At 37.4% G+C, this 19651-nt stretch carries 20 protein-coding genes, 1 pseudogene and 1 riboswitch; of the genes and pseudogenes, 7 read left to right on the top strand and 14 right to left on the bottom strand.

From position 1 onward, the window contains the following. Positions 1-5: 5 nt before the first annotated feature. The 5 genes from gpsB to LDX58_RS07925 all read right to left on the bottom strand — a co-directional run bounded on the left by gpsB (position 6) and on the right by LDX58_RS07925 (position 5530). Positions 6-320, bottom strand: a complete 315-nt coding sequence (gene gpsB, locus LDX58_RS07945; RefSeq protein WP_227936291.1) for a cell division regulator GpsB — start codon at positions 318-320, stop codon at positions 6-8. An 80-nt stretch (positions 321-400) separates the two neighbouring features. Then, positions 401-958, bottom strand: coding sequence for an SLOG family protein (locus LDX58_RS07940; RefSeq protein WP_227936290.1), 558 nt, complete (start codon positions 956-958; stop codon positions 401-403). Positions 959-1035: 77 nt separating this feature from the next. Then, complete coding sequence (locus LDX58_RS07935) at positions 1036-1596, bottom strand: spore coat protein (protein ID WP_227936289.1); 561 nt, start codon at positions 1594-1596, stop codon at positions 1036-1038. Between the two features lie 386 nt (positions 1597-1982). After that, a complete protein-coding gene (locus LDX58_RS07930; protein WP_227936288.1) occupies positions 1983-3248 on the bottom strand; it encodes a ribonuclease H-like domain-containing protein in 1266 nt (421 codons plus the stop codon). 20 nt (positions 3249-3268) lie between these two features. After that, positions 3269-5530: a DEAD/DEAH box helicase gene (locus LDX58_RS07925; protein ID WP_227936287.1), complete on the bottom strand. Its 2262-nt coding sequence runs from the start codon at positions 5528-5530 to the stop codon at positions 3269-3271. Positions 5531-5758: 228 nt separating this feature from the next. On the opposite strand from LDX58_RS07925, the gene LDX58_RS07920 reads away from it, so the two are divergent. The 3 genes from LDX58_RS07920 (at position 5759) to LDX58_RS07910 (ending at position 8236) form a co-directional block, all read left to right on the top strand. After that, entirely contained in the window at positions 5759-5944 is a 186-nt protein-coding gene (locus tag LDX58_RS07920; RefSeq protein ID WP_227936286.1) for a hypothetical protein, read from the top strand. Between the two features lie 117 nt (positions 5945-6061). After that, complete coding sequence (locus LDX58_RS07915) at positions 6062-6628, top strand: D-glycero-alpha-D-manno-heptose-1,7-bisphosphate 7-phosphatase (RefSeq protein ID WP_227936285.1); 567 nt, start codon at positions 6062-6064, stop codon at positions 6626-6628. Between the two features lie 342 nt (positions 6629-6970). Beyond that, entirely contained in the window at positions 6971-8236 is a 1266-nt protein-coding gene (locus tag LDX58_RS07910; RefSeq protein ID WP_227936284.1) for an erythromycin esterase family protein, read from the top strand. Between the two features lie 234 nt (positions 8237-8470). Here LDX58_RS07910 and LDX58_RS07905 read toward each other — a convergent pair whose 3' ends face one another. The 6 genes from LDX58_RS07905 to LDX58_RS26640 form a co-directional block, all read right to left on the bottom strand. Then, complete coding sequence (locus LDX58_RS07905; protein ID WP_227936283.1) at positions 8471-8914, bottom strand: hypothetical protein; 444 nt, start codon at positions 8912-8914, stop codon at positions 8471-8473. Between the two features lie 244 nt (positions 8915-9158). Next, complete coding sequence (locus LDX58_RS07900; RefSeq protein ID WP_227936282.1) at positions 9159-11177, bottom strand: penicillin-binding transpeptidase domain-containing protein; 2019 nt, start codon at positions 11175-11177, stop codon at positions 9159-9161. A gap of 181 nt (positions 11178-11358) precedes the next feature. Then, positions 11359-11562: a cold-shock protein CspD gene (cspD, locus tag LDX58_RS07895; RefSeq protein ID WP_227936281.1), complete on the bottom strand. Its 204-nt coding sequence runs from the start codon at positions 11560-11562 to the stop codon at positions 11359-11361. Between the two features lie 737 nt (positions 11563-12299). Then, positions 12300-13271, bottom strand: coding sequence for a YbgA family protein (locus tag LDX58_RS07890; protein ID WP_227936280.1), 972 nt, complete (start codon positions 13269-13271; stop codon positions 12300-12302). A gap of 82 nt (positions 13272-13353) precedes the next feature. After that, positions 13354-13461, bottom strand: coding sequence for an HAD hydrolase family protein (locus LDX58_RS26645; RefSeq protein ID WP_227936473.1), 108 nt, complete (start codon positions 13459-13461; stop codon positions 13354-13356). Positions 13462-13643: 182 nt separating this feature from the next. After that, positions 13644-13745, bottom strand: a complete 102-nt coding sequence (locus LDX58_RS26640) for an HAD hydrolase family protein (RefSeq protein ID WP_372459124.1) — start codon at positions 13743-13745, stop codon at positions 13644-13646. A 312-nt stretch (positions 13746-14057) separates the two neighbouring features. Between LDX58_RS26640 and LDX58_RS07875 the strand changes: the two genes are divergently transcribed. Continuing rightward, complete coding sequence (locus LDX58_RS07875; RefSeq protein WP_227936279.1) at positions 14058-15044, top strand: DMT family transporter; 987 nt, start codon at positions 14058-14060, stop codon at positions 15042-15044. A gap of 333 nt (positions 15045-15377) precedes the next feature. Here LDX58_RS07875 and LDX58_RS07870 read toward each other — a convergent pair whose 3' ends face one another. Continuing rightward, the gene (locus LDX58_RS07870) at positions 15378-15581 is read right to left on the bottom strand and encodes a hypothetical protein (RefSeq protein WP_227936278.1); all 204 of its coding nucleotides are present in this window, start codon (positions 15579-15581) and stop codon (positions 15378-15380) included. A 116-nt stretch (positions 15582-15697) separates the two neighbouring features. Between LDX58_RS07870 and LDX58_RS07865 the strand changes: the two genes are divergently transcribed. After that, positions 15698-16261, top strand: coding sequence for a DUF6376 family protein (locus tag LDX58_RS07865; RefSeq protein WP_227936277.1), 564 nt, complete (start codon positions 15698-15700; stop codon positions 16259-16261). 71 nt (positions 16262-16332) lie between these two features. On the opposite strand, the gene LDX58_RS07860 is transcribed toward LDX58_RS07865, so the two are convergent. Beyond that, positions 16333-17043, bottom strand: a complete 711-nt coding sequence (locus LDX58_RS07860) for a YhcN/YlaJ family sporulation lipoprotein (protein WP_227936276.1) — start codon at positions 17041-17043, stop codon at positions 16333-16335. A gap of 269 nt (positions 17044-17312) precedes the next feature. On the opposite strand from LDX58_RS07860, the gene LDX58_RS07855 reads away from it, so the two are divergent. Then, positions 17313-17471: an aspartyl-phosphate phosphatase Spo0E family protein gene (locus LDX58_RS07855; protein ID WP_289623467.1), complete on the top strand. Its 159-nt coding sequence runs from the start codon at positions 17313-17315 to the stop codon at positions 17469-17471. Between the two features lie 70 nt (positions 17472-17541). Beyond that, a riboswitch (Lysine riboswitch) is annotated at positions 17542-17723 on the top strand. Positions 17724-17859: 136 nt separating this feature from the next. Beyond that, positions 17860-18747, top strand: a complete 888-nt coding sequence (gene dapA / locus LDX58_RS07850; protein ID WP_227936275.1) for a 4-hydroxy-tetrahydrodipicolinate synthase — start codon at positions 17860-17862, stop codon at positions 18745-18747. A 148-nt stretch (positions 18748-18895) separates the two neighbouring features. Here dapA and LDX58_RS25870 read toward each other — a convergent pair. Next, positions 18896-19642 (bottom strand): annotated as a pseudogene (locus LDX58_RS25870) (AMP-binding protein). Positions 19643-19651 lie beyond the last annotated feature (9 nt).

Here is a 19651-nt window from a genome sequence, read left to right as displayed (position 1 = left end):
ATCTCCTACTCGTACAATTTATTTCCAAATACCTTCTTCTCTAAATTTGAGAGTCGCTGAAGGATGTCATAATTCGTACTTCCCACTGTTTGAGCAGGTGCCTGCCTTTGCGTACGTTCAGATACTTTTTTCACTTCTCGTTTAAGGGCTGCATTTTCTTGTTCTAAAAGTTCAACTTTACGTTGAAAAAGCTCGTAATCTTGTATAACTGCATCTAAAAATTTATCTACCTCATCTGGATTATATCCCCGCATGCTTGTTTTAAAGTCTTTCTCCAAAATTTCCTTCGCAGTAAAACGAATACTTTGCTGTTGGTTCATTCCCATCACCTCTTATATGTACGGCTTCTCTACTATTTTTCCAAAAGTTTGCGTTCTTGTCAATTTCAATTATTAAAACACTAACCATCAAAGCTTTCATATTGCTCTTCTTGTACTAATATATCAAGATCTGTTGGCGTTATGATTAAAATTGGAAAATGCTCAAAAGATTCACGTTTTTTTGCTATTTCTAGATAATAGGTAGGAGACCCTGGCTTTTCCTCATCATACAGGAGCAATAACCCATCTGCTTTTGCAATAAGAAATTCATTTTTTTGTCTTAGCTGAGCAGGGTTATCATAAGACCTTCTTGTGATACTATCTTGGAAGTCCGCTTGTTGAACAATTTCTTGATAATATAATTTCGTTGCTTCCTGCCATCTATCCTCTTGCTGCAAAAATGGAGTTAACACAGCTAACTGCAATTTAGGGTATTCTTCTTTTAATTGAAGAACTACTTCAGCTGCCCAAAGCTCGACTCCTAATTGCCCCGAAATAATGACCCATTCAAGCCCTTCTTCCACTAGTGATCTTAGTCGTTGTTCAATCGCTTTTTTTATGAAATAAATCCCCTTGTGTTTTTGATCAAAAATGCCAAGTTCATGCCCTTTATAACCCGAAACAACGATTGATTTCATTCATTTTCACCACACTTCTTTTCAATGTGTAAAGAGAAAGAGCGAACTGGACTCACAGTTCGCTCTAGTTGTTACTACTAACGTCTACAACCGCAGCCTTTACCGTGCATGTGCGGTGACATTGCTCCCGCTACTTTCGGGCCATAGCCTGGGCCTGCTGCTGGAGACATTGCCCCCGCTACTTTCGGGCCATAGCCTGGGCCTGCTGCTGGAGACATTGCCCCTGCTACTTGGGGGCCATAGCCCGGGCCTGCTGCTGGAGACATTGCCCCTGCTACTTGGGGGCCATAGCCCGGGCCTGCTGCTGGAGACATTGCCCCTGCTACTTGGGGGCCGAAGCCCGGGCCGCCGAAGCCTGGACCTGCCGGAGACATTGCTCCTGCTACTTGTGGACCAGGTGCTGGAGCTACAAATTGCTGATTAAAGATTTGTTGATCAGCAGATTGTGTTTGTGGATAGCTTGCAACATGTTTGTAAACATGGTTTGTTTGATGATGAGTGTGTGTTGGGTAGACATGCGGAACCACATACTCACACGTTTTCTCAACAATGTTTTGCTGTGTCGGCGCAACTTGCGCTGGCATCACTTGAGTTGTTGTTGGAAGCTTACAAAAATTAGGTCTTGGTTTGCAATACATAAGTTATTTCCTCCTTTTAAAGTTGAGTCAATATTAACCTATGTATCTATAAACCTAGATGTACTAATCATATCGCCTAAATAAACGCCTAAAGCTATATATCAACTTCACTAGTAAATTATAAAATTTGCAATGCAGAATCTCGCATTTCAATCATAATAAAAAATGTGAGGCCAATCATCAAAAAAAACAATACCAATATCGCTCGATACATTTTGTTCACTCATTTCTTAGAAGAATATCGAACATATTGTAACGGTTTCTACACGTAATGACAATTCTTTTTTTTACATTACTTAAACTTGCAAAGCTGTGTTCATAAATTTGTTGATTTTTGTTCAAGAAAAAGGTTTTTTGCGCTTCCCCAGGAAATGGTGAACGTACAATTACGTAACGTTCTTCTTTCTCTCTAAACGCCCATTCCTTTGTTCTAATTCTTTCATTATTTTTTCTTGTTTTGCTTGCGTCAGATTAGACACATACTCATCTTTATCTTTTAGCACTTTTCCACTGTAATATAAAGCTTTTTCAAAATCTTTAAATTGGTGTTCATATAATTTGGAAGATTCAAGAGCAGCTAAATAAGTAAAGCCCTTCGTCCCTATTAATTTTGTAAAAGATTCAAGAGCAGTTGTAAAATCACTTTGCTGTTTTTTTCCTTTTGCATAAGCAAATAAACTCGCTTCTGCTACATCATTGCCAATCCCTTTTAACTGCTCATACAAATTCATTGCTATGTCTTTTTCACCTAGTGCTTCATACCACCTAGCCACTTGAAATTTCTCACGTGGTGAAATGAGATCTGCTTCACAATCTAAGATAGTAGTAGAAAGATGTGTATACAAAATCAATAAAGAAAGAACATCCCATTCATGATGTTGAAATACTCCTTTTACAAAATCCGGATCTTGTTCTCTTAGAAAATCAAAATAGAGCATAGGTGCCATATAACTTGGAGTATCTTCAACTCTCTCAAACTCCAAAATTTCTTTTTCAATTATTGATAGTTTACAAGAAGGTAAACTATCTTTCCAAAGTCGCCTAGATGCATGTAACAAATCAAAATGGCCAAACTTGGGTAATTTGGGTACTTGATCTCTTACAAATGTATGGCGTGTCTTCACCTGAGGCCAATCAAATGCCTTGCCGTTATATGTAACAAGGTTTCCTAATGTACCAACATCTGTTAGAAAGTGGTGATATAATGCTACCTCAGATTCTGGACCTGGAAGAAAAAACTGCTTTACTTTAACAGAATCAGATTTAACCTGACAATAGCCGAGCATAAAGATGGTGTTTCCTACGCCACTGCTTAAACCAGTTGTTTCCGTATCAAAAAAAATTAAATTCTCAACGCTACGATCTTTCGCAGATAGAGGATGACTTTGTTGGTGATTTTGCCATCTATCTATCACGTTGAATATATCTGAAAAACGATAACGTCCATGTTGGTGATCAAGAGAATACTCCTTTTCGCGTATGAGAGTGTATCCATCCTCAAACCACGAAGGTTTAGTGTCAAATTGATACCACTCAGCTTGATAAGGTATTTGATTAGAATGTTTTGTTTCTAGAACTACTTTCGCATGACTTTGATCTTTCTTTATTCCCATATGCTGTTTCATCCGTGCTAATTTGTTTTTCATTGTCATTCCATTTACCCTCCCCTTCTCTATTTTAGAAGCTGAATGAAACGTTTCACTAACGACTTTACATTCCCGTCGCTTGCCCCTACACAGGCTGGACATCCTTGTTCACATGGGCAAGCCGAAATAAGTTGTGTTACTTGTTTTAATATGGTTGGCAAATGACGATACACTTCTTTAGCTAAACCGATGCCGCCAGGATACCGATCATAAAGAAAAATCGTTGATTGTTCAGAATGCTCTGCTTTCATTTGAGGAACAACATGAAGATCATGGCGATCACACATCACAAAAACAGGTGCTACTTGTTGTAAAAGCTGAGCTAACCCTGTTAACGCTTGGTCAAATGCCCTTTCTCCGAAACGATTTGTCAAGTCCTCAGAGAAACTAATCCACACCGCACTTGTATGAAGTTCTTCTTCTGGTAAATGAATAGGACCTGAACCAATGTTCTCAAAAGTCGACATGCGGATTTTCTTGAATATTGTTGCTTTTGCATTTACCATGACATCACCATAACTGACTGTGACCTCTTTTTCTTCTCTTATTTCATCTTCTTCTAATACACGAAGCTGCACCGCCAAGTTTGCATCAGTAAAATATTCGACATCCACTTCTCGGACAAACGCTTTCTTTTCATCCCAATCTAGATACTCTACTTGATATTGAACGCCTTGATGCAAGTAAATTGCTTCATCATGAAGCAATGTCATTGCGCTAAATCGGTCCATTTCGCCTATAACCTTCGAGTTCGCCACATCGCTTTGATCAATAATGACCACATTCTCTTGTGAAGCCGAGCGAAGGCTAATGCCATGAGCCGGAAACGCATCATTCATCCAATACCATTTATTTGCTCGCTCATGAAGAACTTGCTCTTCCGTTAAAAATTCTAAAATATCCTCAATTTCAACTCCATCAAACGTCTCCCCTCGTTTAAATGGAAGCTCGTAAGCAGCACATTTCAGGTGGTCCACTAAGATGACAAGATTATCTGGATTAATACGAGCAGACTCAGGATTTTTATCAAAAAAGAATTCTGGGTGTTGAACGATGTATTGATCAAGGGGTGTAGAGCTTGCGACCATGATGATAACGGATTCATTCTGTCTACGGCCCGCGCGACCTGCTTGTTGCCAAGCACTTGCGACCGAACCGGGATATCCAGTCATTATACAAACCTGGAGCTGACCAATGTCCACACCTAATTCAAGAGCATTTGTGCTTACCACTCCAATGATTTCACCTTGCCTTAATCCGCGTTCTATTTCACGCCTTTGTTTAGGAAGGTACCCACCACGATAACCACGAATCGTTTGATCCCCTAAGTACTTCTTTGTTAATTCTTGTAAGTGGCTTAATATAATTTCAACCCTTATACGACTTCTAGCAAATACAATCGTCTGGATTTTATTTTGCAGAAACTGCTTGGCTAACTTATTTACTTGAACCGTCGCACTTTGGCGAATGTTTAACGCTTGATTAATAATGGGTGGATTTAAAAAAAGAAAATGTTTCTTCCCTCTAGGTGCTCCGTTCTGATCAATTAAACGCACGTTAGATCCTGTTAGTGCTTCAGCAAGTTCTTTTGGATTAGCAATGGTGGCTGATGTACAAATAAAGGTTGGTTCACTCCCATAATAACGAGCGATTCGTTTAAGCCTCCTAATCACATTTGCAACGTGACTGCCGAAAACCCCCCGGTACGTATGAAGTTCATCAATGACAACATATTTTAAGTTTTCAAAGAAAGCGACCCATTTTGTATGGTGAGGCAAAATGGCAGAGTGAAGCATGTCAGGATTGGTAATTACAACATGTCCTGCCTTTCTCACAGCTTGCCTGATAGTTGGAGCGGTATCTCCATCATACGTGAAACACTTTACAGCCATGCCCATTTCGTCAATGATCTCGTTTAACTCACTTTTCTGATCTTGAGCCAGTGCTTTTGTCGGAAATAAATATAAAGCTCTACTTTCCTCATTCTCAATGATTTCTTGTAAAACAGGTAAGTTGTAACAAAGCGTTTTTCCGGATGCAGTTGGAGTCACAGCAACGACATTTTCTTTTTTTTCTCTTGTATAATGAAATGCTTCCGCTTGATGTGAATACAATGAACCAATGCCGCGACGCTGCATTGCTTGTTGAATTCGAGTATCCAAAGAATTAGGAAACGGTCTACTCTTAGCTTCAACAGCAGGCATTTCGTGCCAATGGACTATACGTTCTTTCCATTGTTCATCTGATTTGAATTCATTTAATATTTGTTGTAAATCTTTTTTAAACATCCGCTACACCTCAATTTCAATTATCTTCATTTTAGCGAATGTTTGTTTGTTTTTCTACTATGAAGCTTGAAAAATCAACAAGAAAATAATGTATGAAGCTAAAACTGATCACAATTTTTTCATTTTAACTAATAACATTTATCGCCACGAATAAATTCAAGCAAAATAACTGATGATATAGAATGTTTGATAGTCATTCAAACACATTTTTTAAAAGGGGGAATGAAAATGAATGGATTATTCGGTGGTCGTAAGCGCAGAAATAATAATGGTAATGGATTAATGATGTCATTGGTAGGTATCGGTATCGGTGCTGCCGCTTACGGTATGATGAGAAATCGTAACAACGGAAGTGGCATGAACAACATGATGGAACCTATTAACGATATGATTTCTCAGAACCGTAACCAATAACATTGGTTGTATGACACGGGTCAAACAAACGTTTGGCCCGTATTCTAATACCTGTATTTTTTTCTCCCTCTTTTTATACATACTGCTTACCTAGATTAATTTACAAGGAGGGTCTTTGTGAAAAAAGCCGTTTTTTTAGACCGTGACGGAGTTATAAATGAAGTTCTATCAACACGTGTGAAATTCGTAAATAAACCTCATGAATTCTTCTTGTTAGATGGGGTGGGCGAAGCTGTACGAATATTAAATGATGCGCAAATCCCTACTTTTGTCGTAACGAACCAAGGTGGAGTAGGTCTAGGATTTATGAAAGAAAAAGCACTTATAAAAGTTCATGAAAAAATGCAAGAGGAATTAGCGGCTTACGGATCTAGAGTAAATGACATTGCTTATTGTCCACATAAACCCAAAGCAGGCTGTGCTTGCAGAAAACCTGGGTCACAAATGTTAGAGGATCTAGCGCAAAGACATCAAATTGATTTAACAGCAAGTATCATGGTTGGTGATCGTGAACCAGATATTGAAGCTGGTAAAAAAGCAGGATGTAAAACCATCTTTATCGGGCCTGAACGAGAAAATACCGCTGACTCAAACGCTGTATTTCCTAATTTATTATCAGCCATTCCCTGGATTTTAAATAATATTTTAGAAGAGGAAGTTGAAATTGAAAAAAGGGACTATTAGTAAAACGTCTTTGTAAACAGATTTTTATTTTGGTTTAAACATCCTGGTTCAATTGACTTACTCGTTTTTTAGCACTATTGAAAACCCACCTGACCATCATTGGGTTTGTCCTTGTGGAAATACATTTCTAGTAGGGTGTTACCGGATTGAATCCTTTTTCGCTTGTTGTGTTGATGTAGAAACGGATCCCATAGAATTTGCCAAACTTATAGCGTTCGGTACTACTTTTTAGAAAAAGCAGATGATAATCCATTTCTTTTCCTTACCGTCTATTTTTTAAACGATACACACACATACTATTCTTAGAAGGATTTAATTGTAATTCAAGAAGGAGATACTGATATGATCCACACACTTGACTTAACAAAAGCGATTGAACAACATGCAAGACGCTTTACTAGCCTTTCTGATTTAAAACCGTTGTTAGAGAAAGCAAGTCAGGCTAAATACGTTCTCTTAGGAGAATCTTCTCACGGAACATCAGAGTTTTATTCCATAAGAGCGGAAATTTCCAAGTGGCTTATAAGAGAAAAGGGATTTCAATTCATTGCAGTAGAGGGGGACTGGCCTTCTTGTTATGAAGTAAATCGGTATATTAAGGGGTATGAAACCCCCTATACAAAAGCAGTTGAATCTCTGAGTGCATTTAACAGATGGCCGGCATGGATGTGGGCAAATGAAGAAATAGCTACTTTAACTAGTTGGTTGAAGGAATTTAACGATAGTAAAGATACTCGTTCTAAAATAGGCTTTTATGGAATTGATGTCTATAGTCTTTCGGAGTCTATGACCGAAATTGTCTCTTACCTTGAGTCCATAGGGTCTCCCGATCTCGAAAAGGCAAAAAGGGCTTTTGATTGCTTTGAACCTTATCATGACGAACTCCAAATGTATGGTGTTTCGGCCTCTTTCTATGGAAAAGATTGTTTAGATGAACTCGTCGATTTACTGAAATCTATGCACCAAAACCGAGCAGTTTATGACCAGGATTTAGAAGCAACTATGAATGTAGAAATAAATTCACTCGTCGTAAATAACGCAGAGAATTACTATAGAGTTATGGTAACAGATGGGAATGAATCTTGGAATATTCGTGACCGTCATATGGTTGATGCTTTGCATAAAGTCTCTTCTTTTTATGGGGATCAGGCGAAAGGAATCATATGGGAGCACAACACACATATAGGTGACGCAAGAGCAACCGATATGGCAGATGACGGCATGGTAAATGTCGGCCAACTTACGCGCGAAAAGTATGGTGAAGACCAAATATATGCCGTTGGGTTTGGAACATATAAAGGAACAGTCATCGCCGCCGACAGATGGGGAGATCCCTATGAAAAAATGGTCGTTCCTGAAGCTCAAACAGGTAGCTGGGAATATTCTCTCCACCAAGCTGGTGCCTATGATAAATTCATTTTATTTAATCAAATGAATTTTAGTGTTTTTAATGAAACAATCGGACACCGCGCAATTGGCGTCACCTATAATCATCGTTATGAGCATTTGGGAAATTATGTCCCTTCTAGACTTTCAGAACGATACGATGCTTTTATTTATGTGGATGAAACAAAGGCTTTACGTCCGTTAGACAAATACGTTGAGTGACCACTTTTACGCCTCTGATAATTTGACTGTTGCAACTAGTAAAATTCATACAGATGGATCTTTCTATCCCCTATAGTACACAGTTCAGTCAGCTATAGGGTTTTCTTCAGGGTATGTACTTTTACTAAATCAGATCAGTAACATCGTTCATAAATCAAGGTTAGTTACTTAAGTCTCATTAAAATTAAAAACCACTTAGAAAATGACATCATCTCCTAAAGTGGTTTAATCGCATCATGTTTCCCTTAAGTTATTCCACTCTTCTGTAAGCTTTTTTAATTTCTCTTTAATATTGTCAATCGAGTTCTTATCGTTTATATTTTTAAAATGAGATAACTCAATTAAGAAATAATCAATTTCACGATAAACAGCATCTGCTCCTCTTTTTATGTCTTCATTACTTTTTGTAGCTACTTTAAAAGTAAAATCTATATCCTGATCTAAAACACTTAAGACTTTGTCGCTTTTAAGTTTCGCCTCAATTAATTCCAAGTAACCTTTATGCCTTTTAAATATAAGTTTATTATTCACTTCGTTGTTGTAAATATTTAAAATCATTTTTCCTTTGTTAAATCCCCAGAAAATCCGATATTTATTTTGAAGAACTCCATTAATTAGTTTATCCAACTGATTTTTAGGAACATAAATGGACAGATCATCGTAATGTGTCGCTTCCATATTTATACACCCCTCACCTTATAATGGTATTGATTATGTGTATACAAAAATCTTCTACTATAGACTTGACTTACGTTGTTCACGCAAGCACTAAAATAATGTAAGCCCTTACATTATTATATTCACTTTTCAGAATTCATGCTAATCTTTTTTTGCTATTAAATCGGGTTCAAAAAAAAGACAACCCACGATAAGTCTACTTCTAAAAAGAATAGCAGTAGATTAACTGAGTTGTCTACATGTATCAATCCGTGTAATATTCTTGAAACAGTTCCTTTACTTTTAAAGCTGCATAACTACTACCGCCTTCTTCAACCATCATCAACATAAGCAAATCTCGATTATCTATATCCATTGCTACAAACCACCCTGTCTCTATGCCTTCTTCATCTTCACGAGATAATTTATGTTCCGCCGTTCCTGTTTTTCCAGCTAATTTGACTTCATCGAGTCGAACATTAGAAGCCGTTCCACTCGGATTTTCTATTACTTCAATAAGCGATTGCAAGACGATATCCGAATGTTCTTTACTGATCGTCTCTTCTAACCACCATTCTTTTTCTTCTGTCATTAAAAGTAATGGTTTAGGTGTTGAACCATCATTGAGAAAGGTTGTATACAGCATCGCCAAGTGCAACGGGTTAACTAATAATTCACCTTGCCCATAGGCTGTATCAGCGAGTAAAATGTCTGAGTCTAATTTCTTTGCTGCAATTTGAGATTCTGAAAACCCGTAAACAAATGGCATTCTTTTTTCAAAGCCAAGTTTAGTTAATCCCTGCTCAAAATCATCAATCCCTAACTCGACAGCAACCTTAGCAAAATAAATATTATCTGAATACATCATCGCTTCCGTTAAATTCAATTGTTGTAATGGGTTCGGTACACGTCTTACGGTATGATTTCCCCAAGAACCATCTTTCCTCCAGCCTGCATCTGTACTAGCAATCTTCTCATCAGGATCTAAACCATTTTTTAAAACGATCGCTGCTGTAATTGGTTTAATCGTTGATCCAGGGACGAACGCTTGTGCAAAACGATTGATAAGTGGTTTTTTCGGATCATTTTCTAGTTCACTATATTTGTTCTGTGAGATACCTAAAATAAACTCATTTGGGTCATATGCAGGTGAATTGACTAGAGTCAGTACTTCACCAGTTAAAGGATGAACAGCTACTCCTGTCCCTGTATCACCCTCTTGATTAAACTTATCAAATACAGCCTGCTGTAATGTCCGATCGATCGTTAATTGAATTGATTCTCCATTAATGGGTTCTTTTTTCTGAATCACATGTTTTTCTGTTCCATCGTTTGCCTCTAGATAAATTTCACCACCACTTTGACCTCTTAAGCGATTTTCATAAATTTGCTCTAAACCCGCTTTACCTGTTGTTGAATTAGCATGATAAGCTCTTTCTGTATCTTCTTCCAATTCCTTTTTTGATACCATTCCTAAGTAACCAATCAGATGAGCTGAAGCTTTACCTGCTGGATACACTCTAGCCCCTATTTTTTTATATGTAGCAAAAGGGATCGTTGAGTGTAACTCTTCAACAAATGGTTTCTGATCTTCCGAGATTTTCTTGATAGGAACATAAGTATCAGGCCCAACCCAACCTTGATTTAATCTATCTATTATAAACTCTTCTGAAACACCGATTCTTTCACTTAATTGACTTATTTCTTCCTCTTCATTTTCTATCCGACTCGGGACCACTCCAATTTCATAGATTGATCCATTGATCGCAAGAGCTTCCCCATTACGATCTAAAATTTCTCCGCGTTCACTTGGATAAAGGATTCGAAGTTTTACACGATCCCCCATCTCCATCAATGGGAAAATAAGATCAGGGCTCCAATCGACCTTCCACGCACTTGCTTCTTCGTCAAGCATCATTGAGACATGAGAATCTAATTTGATTTCTCCTGTAAACACGATTAAATCTTTTTCAAATTGAAGAGATGTCTCATTTCCTTCGATCTCTTCATCCTCATCTCTTTCAGGTGAAGTAAGAGAAATTGATACCTCACTAGCATTAATTTCCGTATATGTAGTTGTATACAATTCGATAAATTCTTCCGATGAGATTAAAGCTTTAGAACTATTAGAAAGGGATTCATACATTGCTTCATAGTCTCCTTGCTCCCATGCTAACGCAAAAGCTGAGAAGACTTCTTCAGGTGTCGCAATAGATTCAGAACATCCTCCTATGAACATAATAAGTAGAACTGTGAAAACATAATTCATTCTATTTTTGCGCATCTTTTCTCTCCTTTCATAAACATCCCTCTAGACAATAGGGTAATTTTACCTTATTTACCGAATTAATTCATCTGTATTTTAAGTCCAAGTAATTAGTTTACATAATAAAATTATATTAAACTAATTCTCAAATATAAAAAAAGACATCATCTCTCCATGAGACAATGTCTTTAAGAACCATTTATCGTTTTACAACGTTAGCTGCTTGTGGTCCACGGTCGCCTTCAACAATTTCAAATTCAACTGCTTGACCTTCGTCAAGTGATTTGAAACCATCGCCTGTAATAGCGCTGAAGTGTACGAATACGTCGTTTCCGCCTTCTACTTCAATGAAACCGAATCCTTTTTCTGCATTAAACCATTTAACTGTACCTGTTTGTGCCATGCTTAAAAAACCCCAATCTTAAAATAATTTACTTAATATGCAATCGTATTTACAATCCGAGGTAAATAAAAATTCACATATTATAAGGAACATCAACCACGAATCGAGTGAATATCCCTTATAACATGTGAATACTGGACTCTCTAAAGTGTTGCCTATTGATGCAATTGTTCTATGGGTAAATCTTAGGATCCATCAATCAATATCCACACGATGAAAGCCCTGCCTCTCGTTCATCCTTGCGGTTCCTTGACCGCGCCAGCTGAATGAAATGCGCTATACGTAATTGGAAGTTGACGACCGTTATGATAACTATATCCTATTCTACTGGAAATTGCAAGTGAATTCCCAACCAAAAGACCGGCCATGCAATCTATAAAAAGCATGTGATCTACTGTATCACAACAACTTAATATACAAAACAGATCCTATGTTGGTACTAGGATCTGTTCGTTTTTCTTATTCTATTTAATTACGGCTATAATAGTCATTAATGGATTCGAGAATCGACTGATCTTCCTTGATTTCCACTGGTTTACTGTTTGACCCTGTTTGCGCTTTTTTCATGTCATCTCATCCCCTCAATACAAATTGTTTGAATTTTTTACTCTTTTCTTGTTTTTATTATATGCTCCTGTACTATAATAGTCAATCTTTTTTTTAGTTATGTATTAATACACACTCTAACCTATATCTGACTGCTTTTTTGTCAAAAAAAATAGGCCGAACAAGTCAGCCTAAGATAACGCTCTCCCTTTTCCAGAATCACTAATCGCTATTAATTCTTCAGGATACGGTTCAAAATAGGTTTGTTTTAATAAATACTCGTTTTCAAAGCGATAACACCATGACCTTAATACACAAAGTACACTGCTGAGAGGAATTTTTTTCTTTCTATACTGCCCTAAAAGATGATCAAAATGAAGTTTCTCAGCCGTAGTTAAATAATTGGAGAAATAACCAAAAACATGAAGACAGACATTGATATGGTCAGTTAATTTAACTGGAGTTGCAAACAATTCGTTTAAACCTTCCTCATACGTTGAAAATACTTCTTCCATCGGGAGCGCTGCCTGATTAGCTATCACTCTCCCCATTTCACGCATTTTCACCTGGTTACAGGCCATAAATAAATACTTATTTTCCGCATGGAAATTCACCAATTCTTTGATTTTTAGACTTTGTTTCACGATACGAAAATCGGTTACCATAAATAAATGTGTAAAATAATGCTCTCTTATAATAAAGTTTCTTAAGCGCCCTTCGTCCTCCAAGGGTTTTGCCGGATAAGCAGCTAGGATACGAGTTGTAAAAGTACCACTACCCTTTCGTAATACAGGGGAGTTGTCGCTCTTTGCATAAATTTTCGCGTCTGTTACTCCGCAACTTGGAGAACGGCTCTTGAGGAGAAAGCCATCGATGTACGTTAACCCATCTATAAAGTCATCTGCAAATTCAGTCATGACATGGGTTAGGTTTTTCTTTGTTTTAGGTTGTATTAACTGATTTGTTTCACCTTCTGATACAAGGCGAATTATTTCACGAGGGGTTCCTAAACCAATTTCTACTTCCGGACACACTGGAATAAACTCAACATAGTCAGCCAATTTTGCTACAATAGCCTCAGTTATTTTGTCGCCGTTATATCTGCAGGCCGCAAATTCCATGCATTTACTAACAACTACTTTCGGTCTAGCAAACGCCCGCACATCCTTCACCTCTTCATTAACTAATCTCTGCTAACATTTTCCAATAGCATAGGCAACCCCATCTTCTTCATTTGTTTTTTTGTTACAAAAGATAATAGATCCTTGATTTTTTGCTTGGATTTCCCATCGCAATCCGATATTTGGCCTTTTCAAACATCGAAACATCATTTAGAATATCCCCGATTACCATCACTTCAATAAACATCATCTGAGACTATAATGTCTTTGGCCTTCTGTTGTGAGCGTGGATAACTTTCAAGCACTTTTCCATGTTCATCACGAGTTTCCGCTCCATTAACAGTAATACAAGGGATTCAAAGGTGTTCTTGCCTCTATTTCATCTCTACCTGTCGCAACGACAATTGTTACACCTTAAATCTGAGCTTCTTTGATTGCTTTTATGTTTCCCCTTGTTACTTCTCGCGCATCTCCAAGTAATGTTCCGTCCATATCTATTGCAATTAACTTAATCATCGTTTTTCTCCTATGTAAACCTGTTCTTAGTTTATTTAATGCAATCGGACCTAAATCTAGCAAAAGCAACTAAATCGACTTAGTGACAAATGTAAATTGGTGTTTTTTCATAAAATTGTCTTACATCCTCCCACTATAAGCTGATATTCAATTTTAAACTCTTGGCAGTATGCCCTTTTAAAATTGTTCCACTTTATAAAGCGACAAACCCCTTCCAATTTTTGTCTTTTTACTATAACATATAACTACATTCTGAATATAACAAAAGTAAGCTGTACAACTGACTTAACAGCTAAAAAAGGTGGGCAGCATATGAAAGCAATTTTACTCGGAATTCTATCTTCTCTTTTTTTCGCATCAACCTTTGTTCTAAACCGGTCAATGGAACTCTCTGGAGGAAGTTGGATTTGGGCCGCTTCGCTTCGATTTATTTTTATGGTACCCTTTTTATTTGCTTTTGTTTTATGGAGGAAGAATTTTCGGTCACTTTGGCAAGAGTTAAAAAACAACCCAAAACCGTGGTTACTATGGAGTTTCGTTGGCTTTGTGTTATTTTATGCCCCAATTACATTCGCAGCTGCATACGGTCCTGCTTGGCTCATAGCAGGGACATGGCAATTCACGATTATCGCCGGTGTTTTGTTAACTCCATTGTTTAAATCAAAGAATAATGAGACACAAATGCAAATCCCATTAAGGCCGTTAACAATCTCATTCATTATCTTTATCGGAATTGTCCTCATACAAGTTCGTCATTTTGAAACTGTCTCTATACCTGTCATGTTATTAGGTTGCATCCCCGTTATCATTGCTTGTTTTGCTTATCCACTTGGAAATCGCAAAATGATGGCTATTTGTAGTGATCGTTTTGATACGTTTCAGCGTGTGCTTGGAATGACGGTAGCGAGCTTACCTTATTGGTTTCTCTTGTCGTTCTATGGTCTCGCTACCGTGGGATTACCAAGTACGAATCAAGTGTTTCAAAGTTTCCTCGTCGCTATTTGTTCAGGTGTGATAGCAACGATACTGTTCTTTTTTGCGACCAATCTTGTTCGCCATTCACCAGAACAACTAGCAGCCGTTGAAGCAACGATCTCAATTCAAATTATTTTTGTTATTCTCGGTGAAGTCTTTTTACTTTCTACTCCATGGCCTGATTCAATTGCATTAACGGGTATTTTCATTATCATTTTTGGAATCATGCTTCATAGCTATTACTCTGTTAAAAAACCTAAAGTAGCCACTCGTTTAAATCCTAGTCAACTAAAAAGCGTAAAAAAGGTTGACTCTTATAATTGAGTCAACCTTTCTCTTGTATTTGTCTGAACACCTCTTTGGCCTTTCAGTGTCTTTAGTCGTTGTATGCATGGTTTCACTTCAGGAAAGGTGCCCCCAAGAATTTTCACGTGCCCTCACGTACTCTTCAAACCTTTTTATATCTGTTTCGCGTCAGATATAAAAAACCAAGAAAAATAAAGGCATAAATAACAAAAAGTTACAGATTGATTTAAATAGAATGATGCTTTTCACACTCTCTCAATAAATTAATTTTAATTCGTCCAAAATTCGTCTTAAATCCTTTATCCCATAAAAAAACATGCTACCCTTAGCATGTTTTCGTTTACCTTTAACTTATCTTTTCTTCTTGTTGTTTCTTTTTACTGGTTCTTCCTGCTCACTCTTGCTCATCATTTCATTGATATAAGATATTTCTTGATCTGCTTCCCTAGCTAGTAAATATTCAATTTTATGAGCCATTTTATTTCCAAGCATCATAACTCCAAAGAAAAGCAAGAAAAAAACAGATAGAAAAATCGTTATGACTAGAGTAAACATCTGACGTCCCCCTCGCCCTTTTTAACATCATACGAGGGAAAGCTCTAACTCATGCATACTTTTTCCTGCTGGGTTCCATACTAAAGGAAACATTTGTTAACGGAGGTTGATCTACCTTGAATAAGAAGAATCTTTTTCTACTAGTAGGAGCTAGTATACTGCTAACTAGCTGTGGAGCTGACTCTGAAGCTGATATTGCCAACGATGTTGAAGCTCAGCAGCTTAATACAGAGCGTCTTGGCCTAGAACCCCCAAACATAAAAGGACAAAATCAAGAAAGACTGCCACAAGATGAACGCCAAACCAAATATGCAAATGAAGCTGGTTTTTATTTAGCTGAAACGGCTAGTTTATTAGAGAACATGACTACTTTATTTCAGCAAAATCAAGCTAATCAAGAGAGTTTAAATGCCACTATATCTACGCTCGACCAAATTAGAAGAAAGAGTGAAGAGTTCATAAAACTAGAAAGACCAGAACCTTTTGATGGTTTTCATAATGTACATTTATCTACTCTCGTTGAATTGGACGCGCTCCGTAGAATTCTTGAAGACATGAAAGAACCCATACATCCTCTTCAAGTTACGAATGCCCGTGTCTATTATGAAAATTCGGTCATGTCCCATAAATTAATGGAACGAGAATTTTTGTCTGTTACAGAGGAGCTAGGCATCTATTAAATGTCTTAGCTGTTAGTGATAATCAAATAACCCAAAATAAAAAAGCAGGGATGAGCTTATCCCTTGCTTTTTTATCTGCGTCCATGTGCGGCATCGTCCACTAAATCAACAATGTCTCCTACCGCTCCTCCTATTGATTCAAAAGGTCTTGGTAATCCGACACCATGTTCAAGTGCATTCATTCGATTGATGATTTGCCGGTCTGTTGTAATATACACATTGGTTAAGTCAACCATTTCTGCTATTTCCTCTTTAACAGTTTGAATCAGCTTTGGTCGATCTTGCTCACTTGATTCAAGCCCTATTATGATTCGATTACCATCTGTAATCACATGAGCGTCACGCACAATTTGTAGAGATTCTACACGTTGTTCAATCGTTCTAGTTTGATCACTTGTTGCTTGATAGTGCTTACCCTTCTGGTTGCTTTTATTTACATCTGGGTTATTGCTATGTGAGTACATTCCCCTTAGAACACCAGGACGGTTACTTAAGATTCGCTGTCCGTTAATCGATCTATCCTTAGTGATACTCAAGTCACGTCTCCCCGTTATATAAGCTCCTTGTTGGACTAATTCTGAAGCAGGATCGGTTAAGCCGTTCGGGGCTTCGTCTGGTACCATTAAATCTGAAAGAGGCCCTTCCAGTTCTCTCATTTGATTAACACCATACCCACTAAATCCTTCATTACGATCTGAATTGGCCCCCATATCTTCCTGTTGTGGTATCGTGCAACCTGTTAGAAATATGACGGCAATCAGTAGATAGTTCCTATATCTCATTGGAATCCCTCCTTCTTCTATTGTGCGGTTAACCAACTGGTTTCAATCTGAAAATATTTAGAAATTGTTTCAACCACGAGAATCTTGTCGATTCCTCACTTATTTAATCTGATTATGACTACTTTAACAGAAACACTTTTCAACAATTTTCTTTTGGTTATAATAATCATTATGAACAGATTGCCTAAATCGATCCAAGATTAGTTTTCCAGTAACAGCAACTATGCCAATCTGTTTTGTTATAATTAATTGAGTTGGAGTTGGAAAAAATGCTGCATTTGGAAATAGAAGAAAAACGATTACAAATGTTGAATTTTGCAAAAAAATACGGGATGACTGCAGACGCTACTGTTCAATGCAGTCAAGAATTAGACAAGCTCTTAAATTTATTGTTAATCCCATCAACAAAAAAAAGAAAAATCCGTTAAACCATTGCATTGAATTAAAACATCTGGTAAGGTAAACTCAAAATACGTTATATCTTACTTCAAATATTGAAGTGAGGGTAGAGGTGCAATTATCATTAGTATGTTAGCTGAGGAGAATGGGATCTGTAGAAGCTAATAAAAAGGGGTGCTTGCCGAAGCTTTATGAGAACTCATTATCTCATGAGCTGGGACTGTTCTGAATAAGAGCAGTACTGTCATATAGCAGAAGCTATATGGAGGGCTATCTCACACATTGAATGGTTTTGCTTGTTAGTCATGCATAACCTATCAACAATGAGTAGAGGCCTCATTGTTGTTTTTTTGTGCCTCCCAGTAGCCCATCTAGCCCAACGTACGTGGAAAATTTGATGAATTGAGGGTGAATTGGATGAATTTCGGAAGAATTATAACTGCAATGGTAACACCATTTAATCAACATGGACAACTTGATATTGAGGCAACAAAGGAACTTGTGCTTCATTTAATGTCAAATGGAACAGACGCTTTAGTTGTAGCGGGTACAACAGGTGAATCACCTACTTTGTCAACAGAAGAAAAACTTATCCTTTTTAAAACAGTTGTCGAAACAGTTAATGGACAAATTCCTGTTATAGCAGGAACAGGCTCAAATAATACACAAGCCTCAATTGAACTTACCAAGCAAGCTGAAGAAATTGGCGTAGATGCTATTATGCTTGTTGTTCCTTACTATAATAAGCCTTCTCAAGAAGGTATGTATGCACATTTTAGTGCGATAGCTAATACAACCAAGTTACCTGTTATGCTTTATAACATACCTGGTCGCAGTGTTGTTAATATGAGTGTTGAAACAACTCTTCGTTTAGCTCAAATACCAAATATTGTGTCTACGAAAGAAGCAAGTGGTGATTTAGATGCCATCGCTTCTATTATCGAACACGCACCTGAAGGATTTTCAGTTTATAGTGGTGATGACAGTTTAGCCTTACCAGTATTGGCCATTGGTGGTACAGGTGTTGTCTCTGTAGCATCTCATATAATTGGAAATGAAATGCAACAAATGGTACGCAATTATCAAGCAGGTCAAGTTACAGCTGCCGCTATGCAGCATCGTCAACTTGTACCGATTATGAAAACTCTTTTTATGGCTCCTAACCCAACAGCGGTAAAAGCAGCACTTGAAATGAAAGGGATCAAAGTGGGGCAAGTTCGCTTACCTCTTATTCCTTTAACAGCTGAGCAGCAAGCAGAACTCCAAACAGTTGTGCACCCAACGATTAATTTCTTTGTCAGCTAAGAAAAAAGGAGATAGCTGTTTTTTCTTAGAATAGGCTTTCATACTTTATTATGTTCATAACGTGTACTTTCCAATCTTTTAATAAAAAGCAAAGATAACTTAAAAGTTATCCTTGCTTTTTTACTATAGTAATGCGAACCGAAACTGGCTACTTGGAATGAGTTGGGTTGGTCTTATATAAAACCTTTCCATTTACATCAATAACTTTAACCATTGATCCAATCATCGCGTAGCCCGTCTTCACTTTCAGTTTTGATTGTTCACTCAGTTCTACTACATATTGAGATTTAATTTCTGAAATCGTAATGAGCGGAGAGATTTCCGTCATTCCATATACCTGAATAAACTTCCACCCTAACCCCTCTTCCACTGCTGTTACAAAAGCTGGTGGTGGTGCTGAACCAGCTATGATAATACTTATTTGATTGCCATCTGTATATTTTTTTGTTTTTGATATTCCAGTAACATATTTAAAACCGTTGGCGCCATATGGGCAACCGTCACATTATGAGCAGCAATCTTATCAAAGATAACTTCTGGATCTACTTTTCATAACCTGAGTTGCCCCGTTAGCTGTATAATAAAAAGGAGAGCCCCATCCATTCACATGAAACACCGGCAATACATGAAGCAACGTGTCTTGATCAGACACACGAAGATGGTGTTGAGTTGATAAGACTTGTAAATAGTTGCTCCGATGAGTAAGTATGACACCTTTTGGTTTTCCAGTTGTCCCACTCGTATACAATAAGCTAGCCACATCCGATTCTTCTAATAAGACGCGATCAAACGAGGAAGAGGAAAATTGTGAAAGCCATTGATCATAGTTTACTTCATTCCCTTTTTCTCCTTGGACAATAACTTTTTTTAAATTGTCTTGGTTGGAAAACTTCATACGAAGCAG

Source organism: Alkalihalobacillus deserti (assembly GCF_020734105.1).
Taxonomy (GTDB): Bacteria; Bacillota; Bacilli; order Bacillales; family Bacillaceae_D; genus Halalkalibacter; species Halalkalibacter deserti.
The sequence above is the reverse complement of the archived record's forward strand: the minus strand, read 5'-3'. Positions and strand labels throughout refer to the sequence as shown.

Excerpts from the sequence above, each read along its gene's own strand:
- LDX58_RS07925 (WP_227936287.1), bottom strand. The coding sequence starts at position 5,530 with ATGTTTAAAAAAGATTTACAACAAATATTAAATGAATTCAAATCAGAT.
- LDX58_RS07935 (WP_227936289.1), bottom strand. The coding sequence starts at position 1,596 with ATGTATTGCAAACCAAGACCTAATTTTTGTAAGCTTCCAACAACAACT.
- LDX58_RS07940 (WP_227936290.1), bottom strand. The coding sequence starts at position 958 with ATGAAATCAATCGTTGTTTCGGGTTATAAAGGGCATGAACTTGGCATT.
- LDX58_RS07860 (WP_227936276.1), bottom strand. The coding sequence starts at position 17,043 with ATGAGATATAGGAACTATCTACTGATTGCCGTCATATTTCTAACAGGT.
- LDX58_RS07870 (WP_227936278.1), bottom strand. The coding sequence starts at position 15,581 with ATGTTTACTCTAGTCATAACGATTTTTCTATCTGTTTTTTTCTTGCTT.
- cspD (WP_227936281.1), bottom strand. The coding sequence starts at position 11,562 with ATGGCACAAACAGGTACAGTTAAATGGTTTAATGCAGAAAAAGGATTC.
- LDX58_RS07920 (WP_227936286.1), top strand. The coding sequence starts at position 5,759 with ATGAATGGATTATTCGGTGGTCGTAAGCGCAGAAATAATAATGGTAAT.
- LDX58_RS07875 (WP_227936279.1), top strand. The coding sequence starts at position 14,058 with ATGAAAGCAATTTTACTCGGAATTCTATCTTCTCTTTTTTTCGCATCA.
- LDX58_RS07910 (WP_227936284.1), top strand. The coding sequence starts at position 6,971 with ATGATCCACACACTTGACTTAACAAAAGCGATTGAACAACATGCAAGA.
- LDX58_RS07855 (WP_289623467.1), top strand. The coding sequence starts at position 17,313 with ATGCTGCATTTGGAAATAGAAGAAAAACGATTACAAATGTTGAATTTT.
- LDX58_RS07900 (WP_227936282.1), bottom strand. The coding sequence starts at position 11,177 with ATGCGCAAAAATAGAATGAATTATGTTTTCACAGTTCTACTTATTATG.
- LDX58_RS07905 (WP_227936283.1), bottom strand. The coding sequence starts at position 8,914 with ATGGAAGCGACACATTACGATGATCTGTCCATTTATGTTCCTAAAAAT.
- LDX58_RS26640 (WP_372459124.1), bottom strand. The coding sequence starts at position 13,745 with ATGATTAAGTTAATTGCAATAGATATGGACGGAACATTACTTGGAGAT.
- LDX58_RS07930 (WP_227936288.1), bottom strand. The coding sequence starts at position 3,248 with ATGACAATGAAAAACAAATTAGCACGGATGAAACAGCATATGGGAATA.
- dapA (WP_227936275.1), top strand. The coding sequence starts at position 17,860 with ATGAATTTCGGAAGAATTATAACTGCAATGGTAACACCATTTAATCAA.
- gpsB (WP_227936291.1), bottom strand. The coding sequence starts at position 320 with ATGAACCAACAGCAAAGTATTCGTTTTACTGCGAAGGAAATTTTGGAG.
- LDX58_RS26645 (WP_227936473.1), bottom strand. The coding sequence starts at position 13,461 with ATGGTAATCGGGGATATTCTAAATGATGTTTCGATGTTTGAAAAGGCC.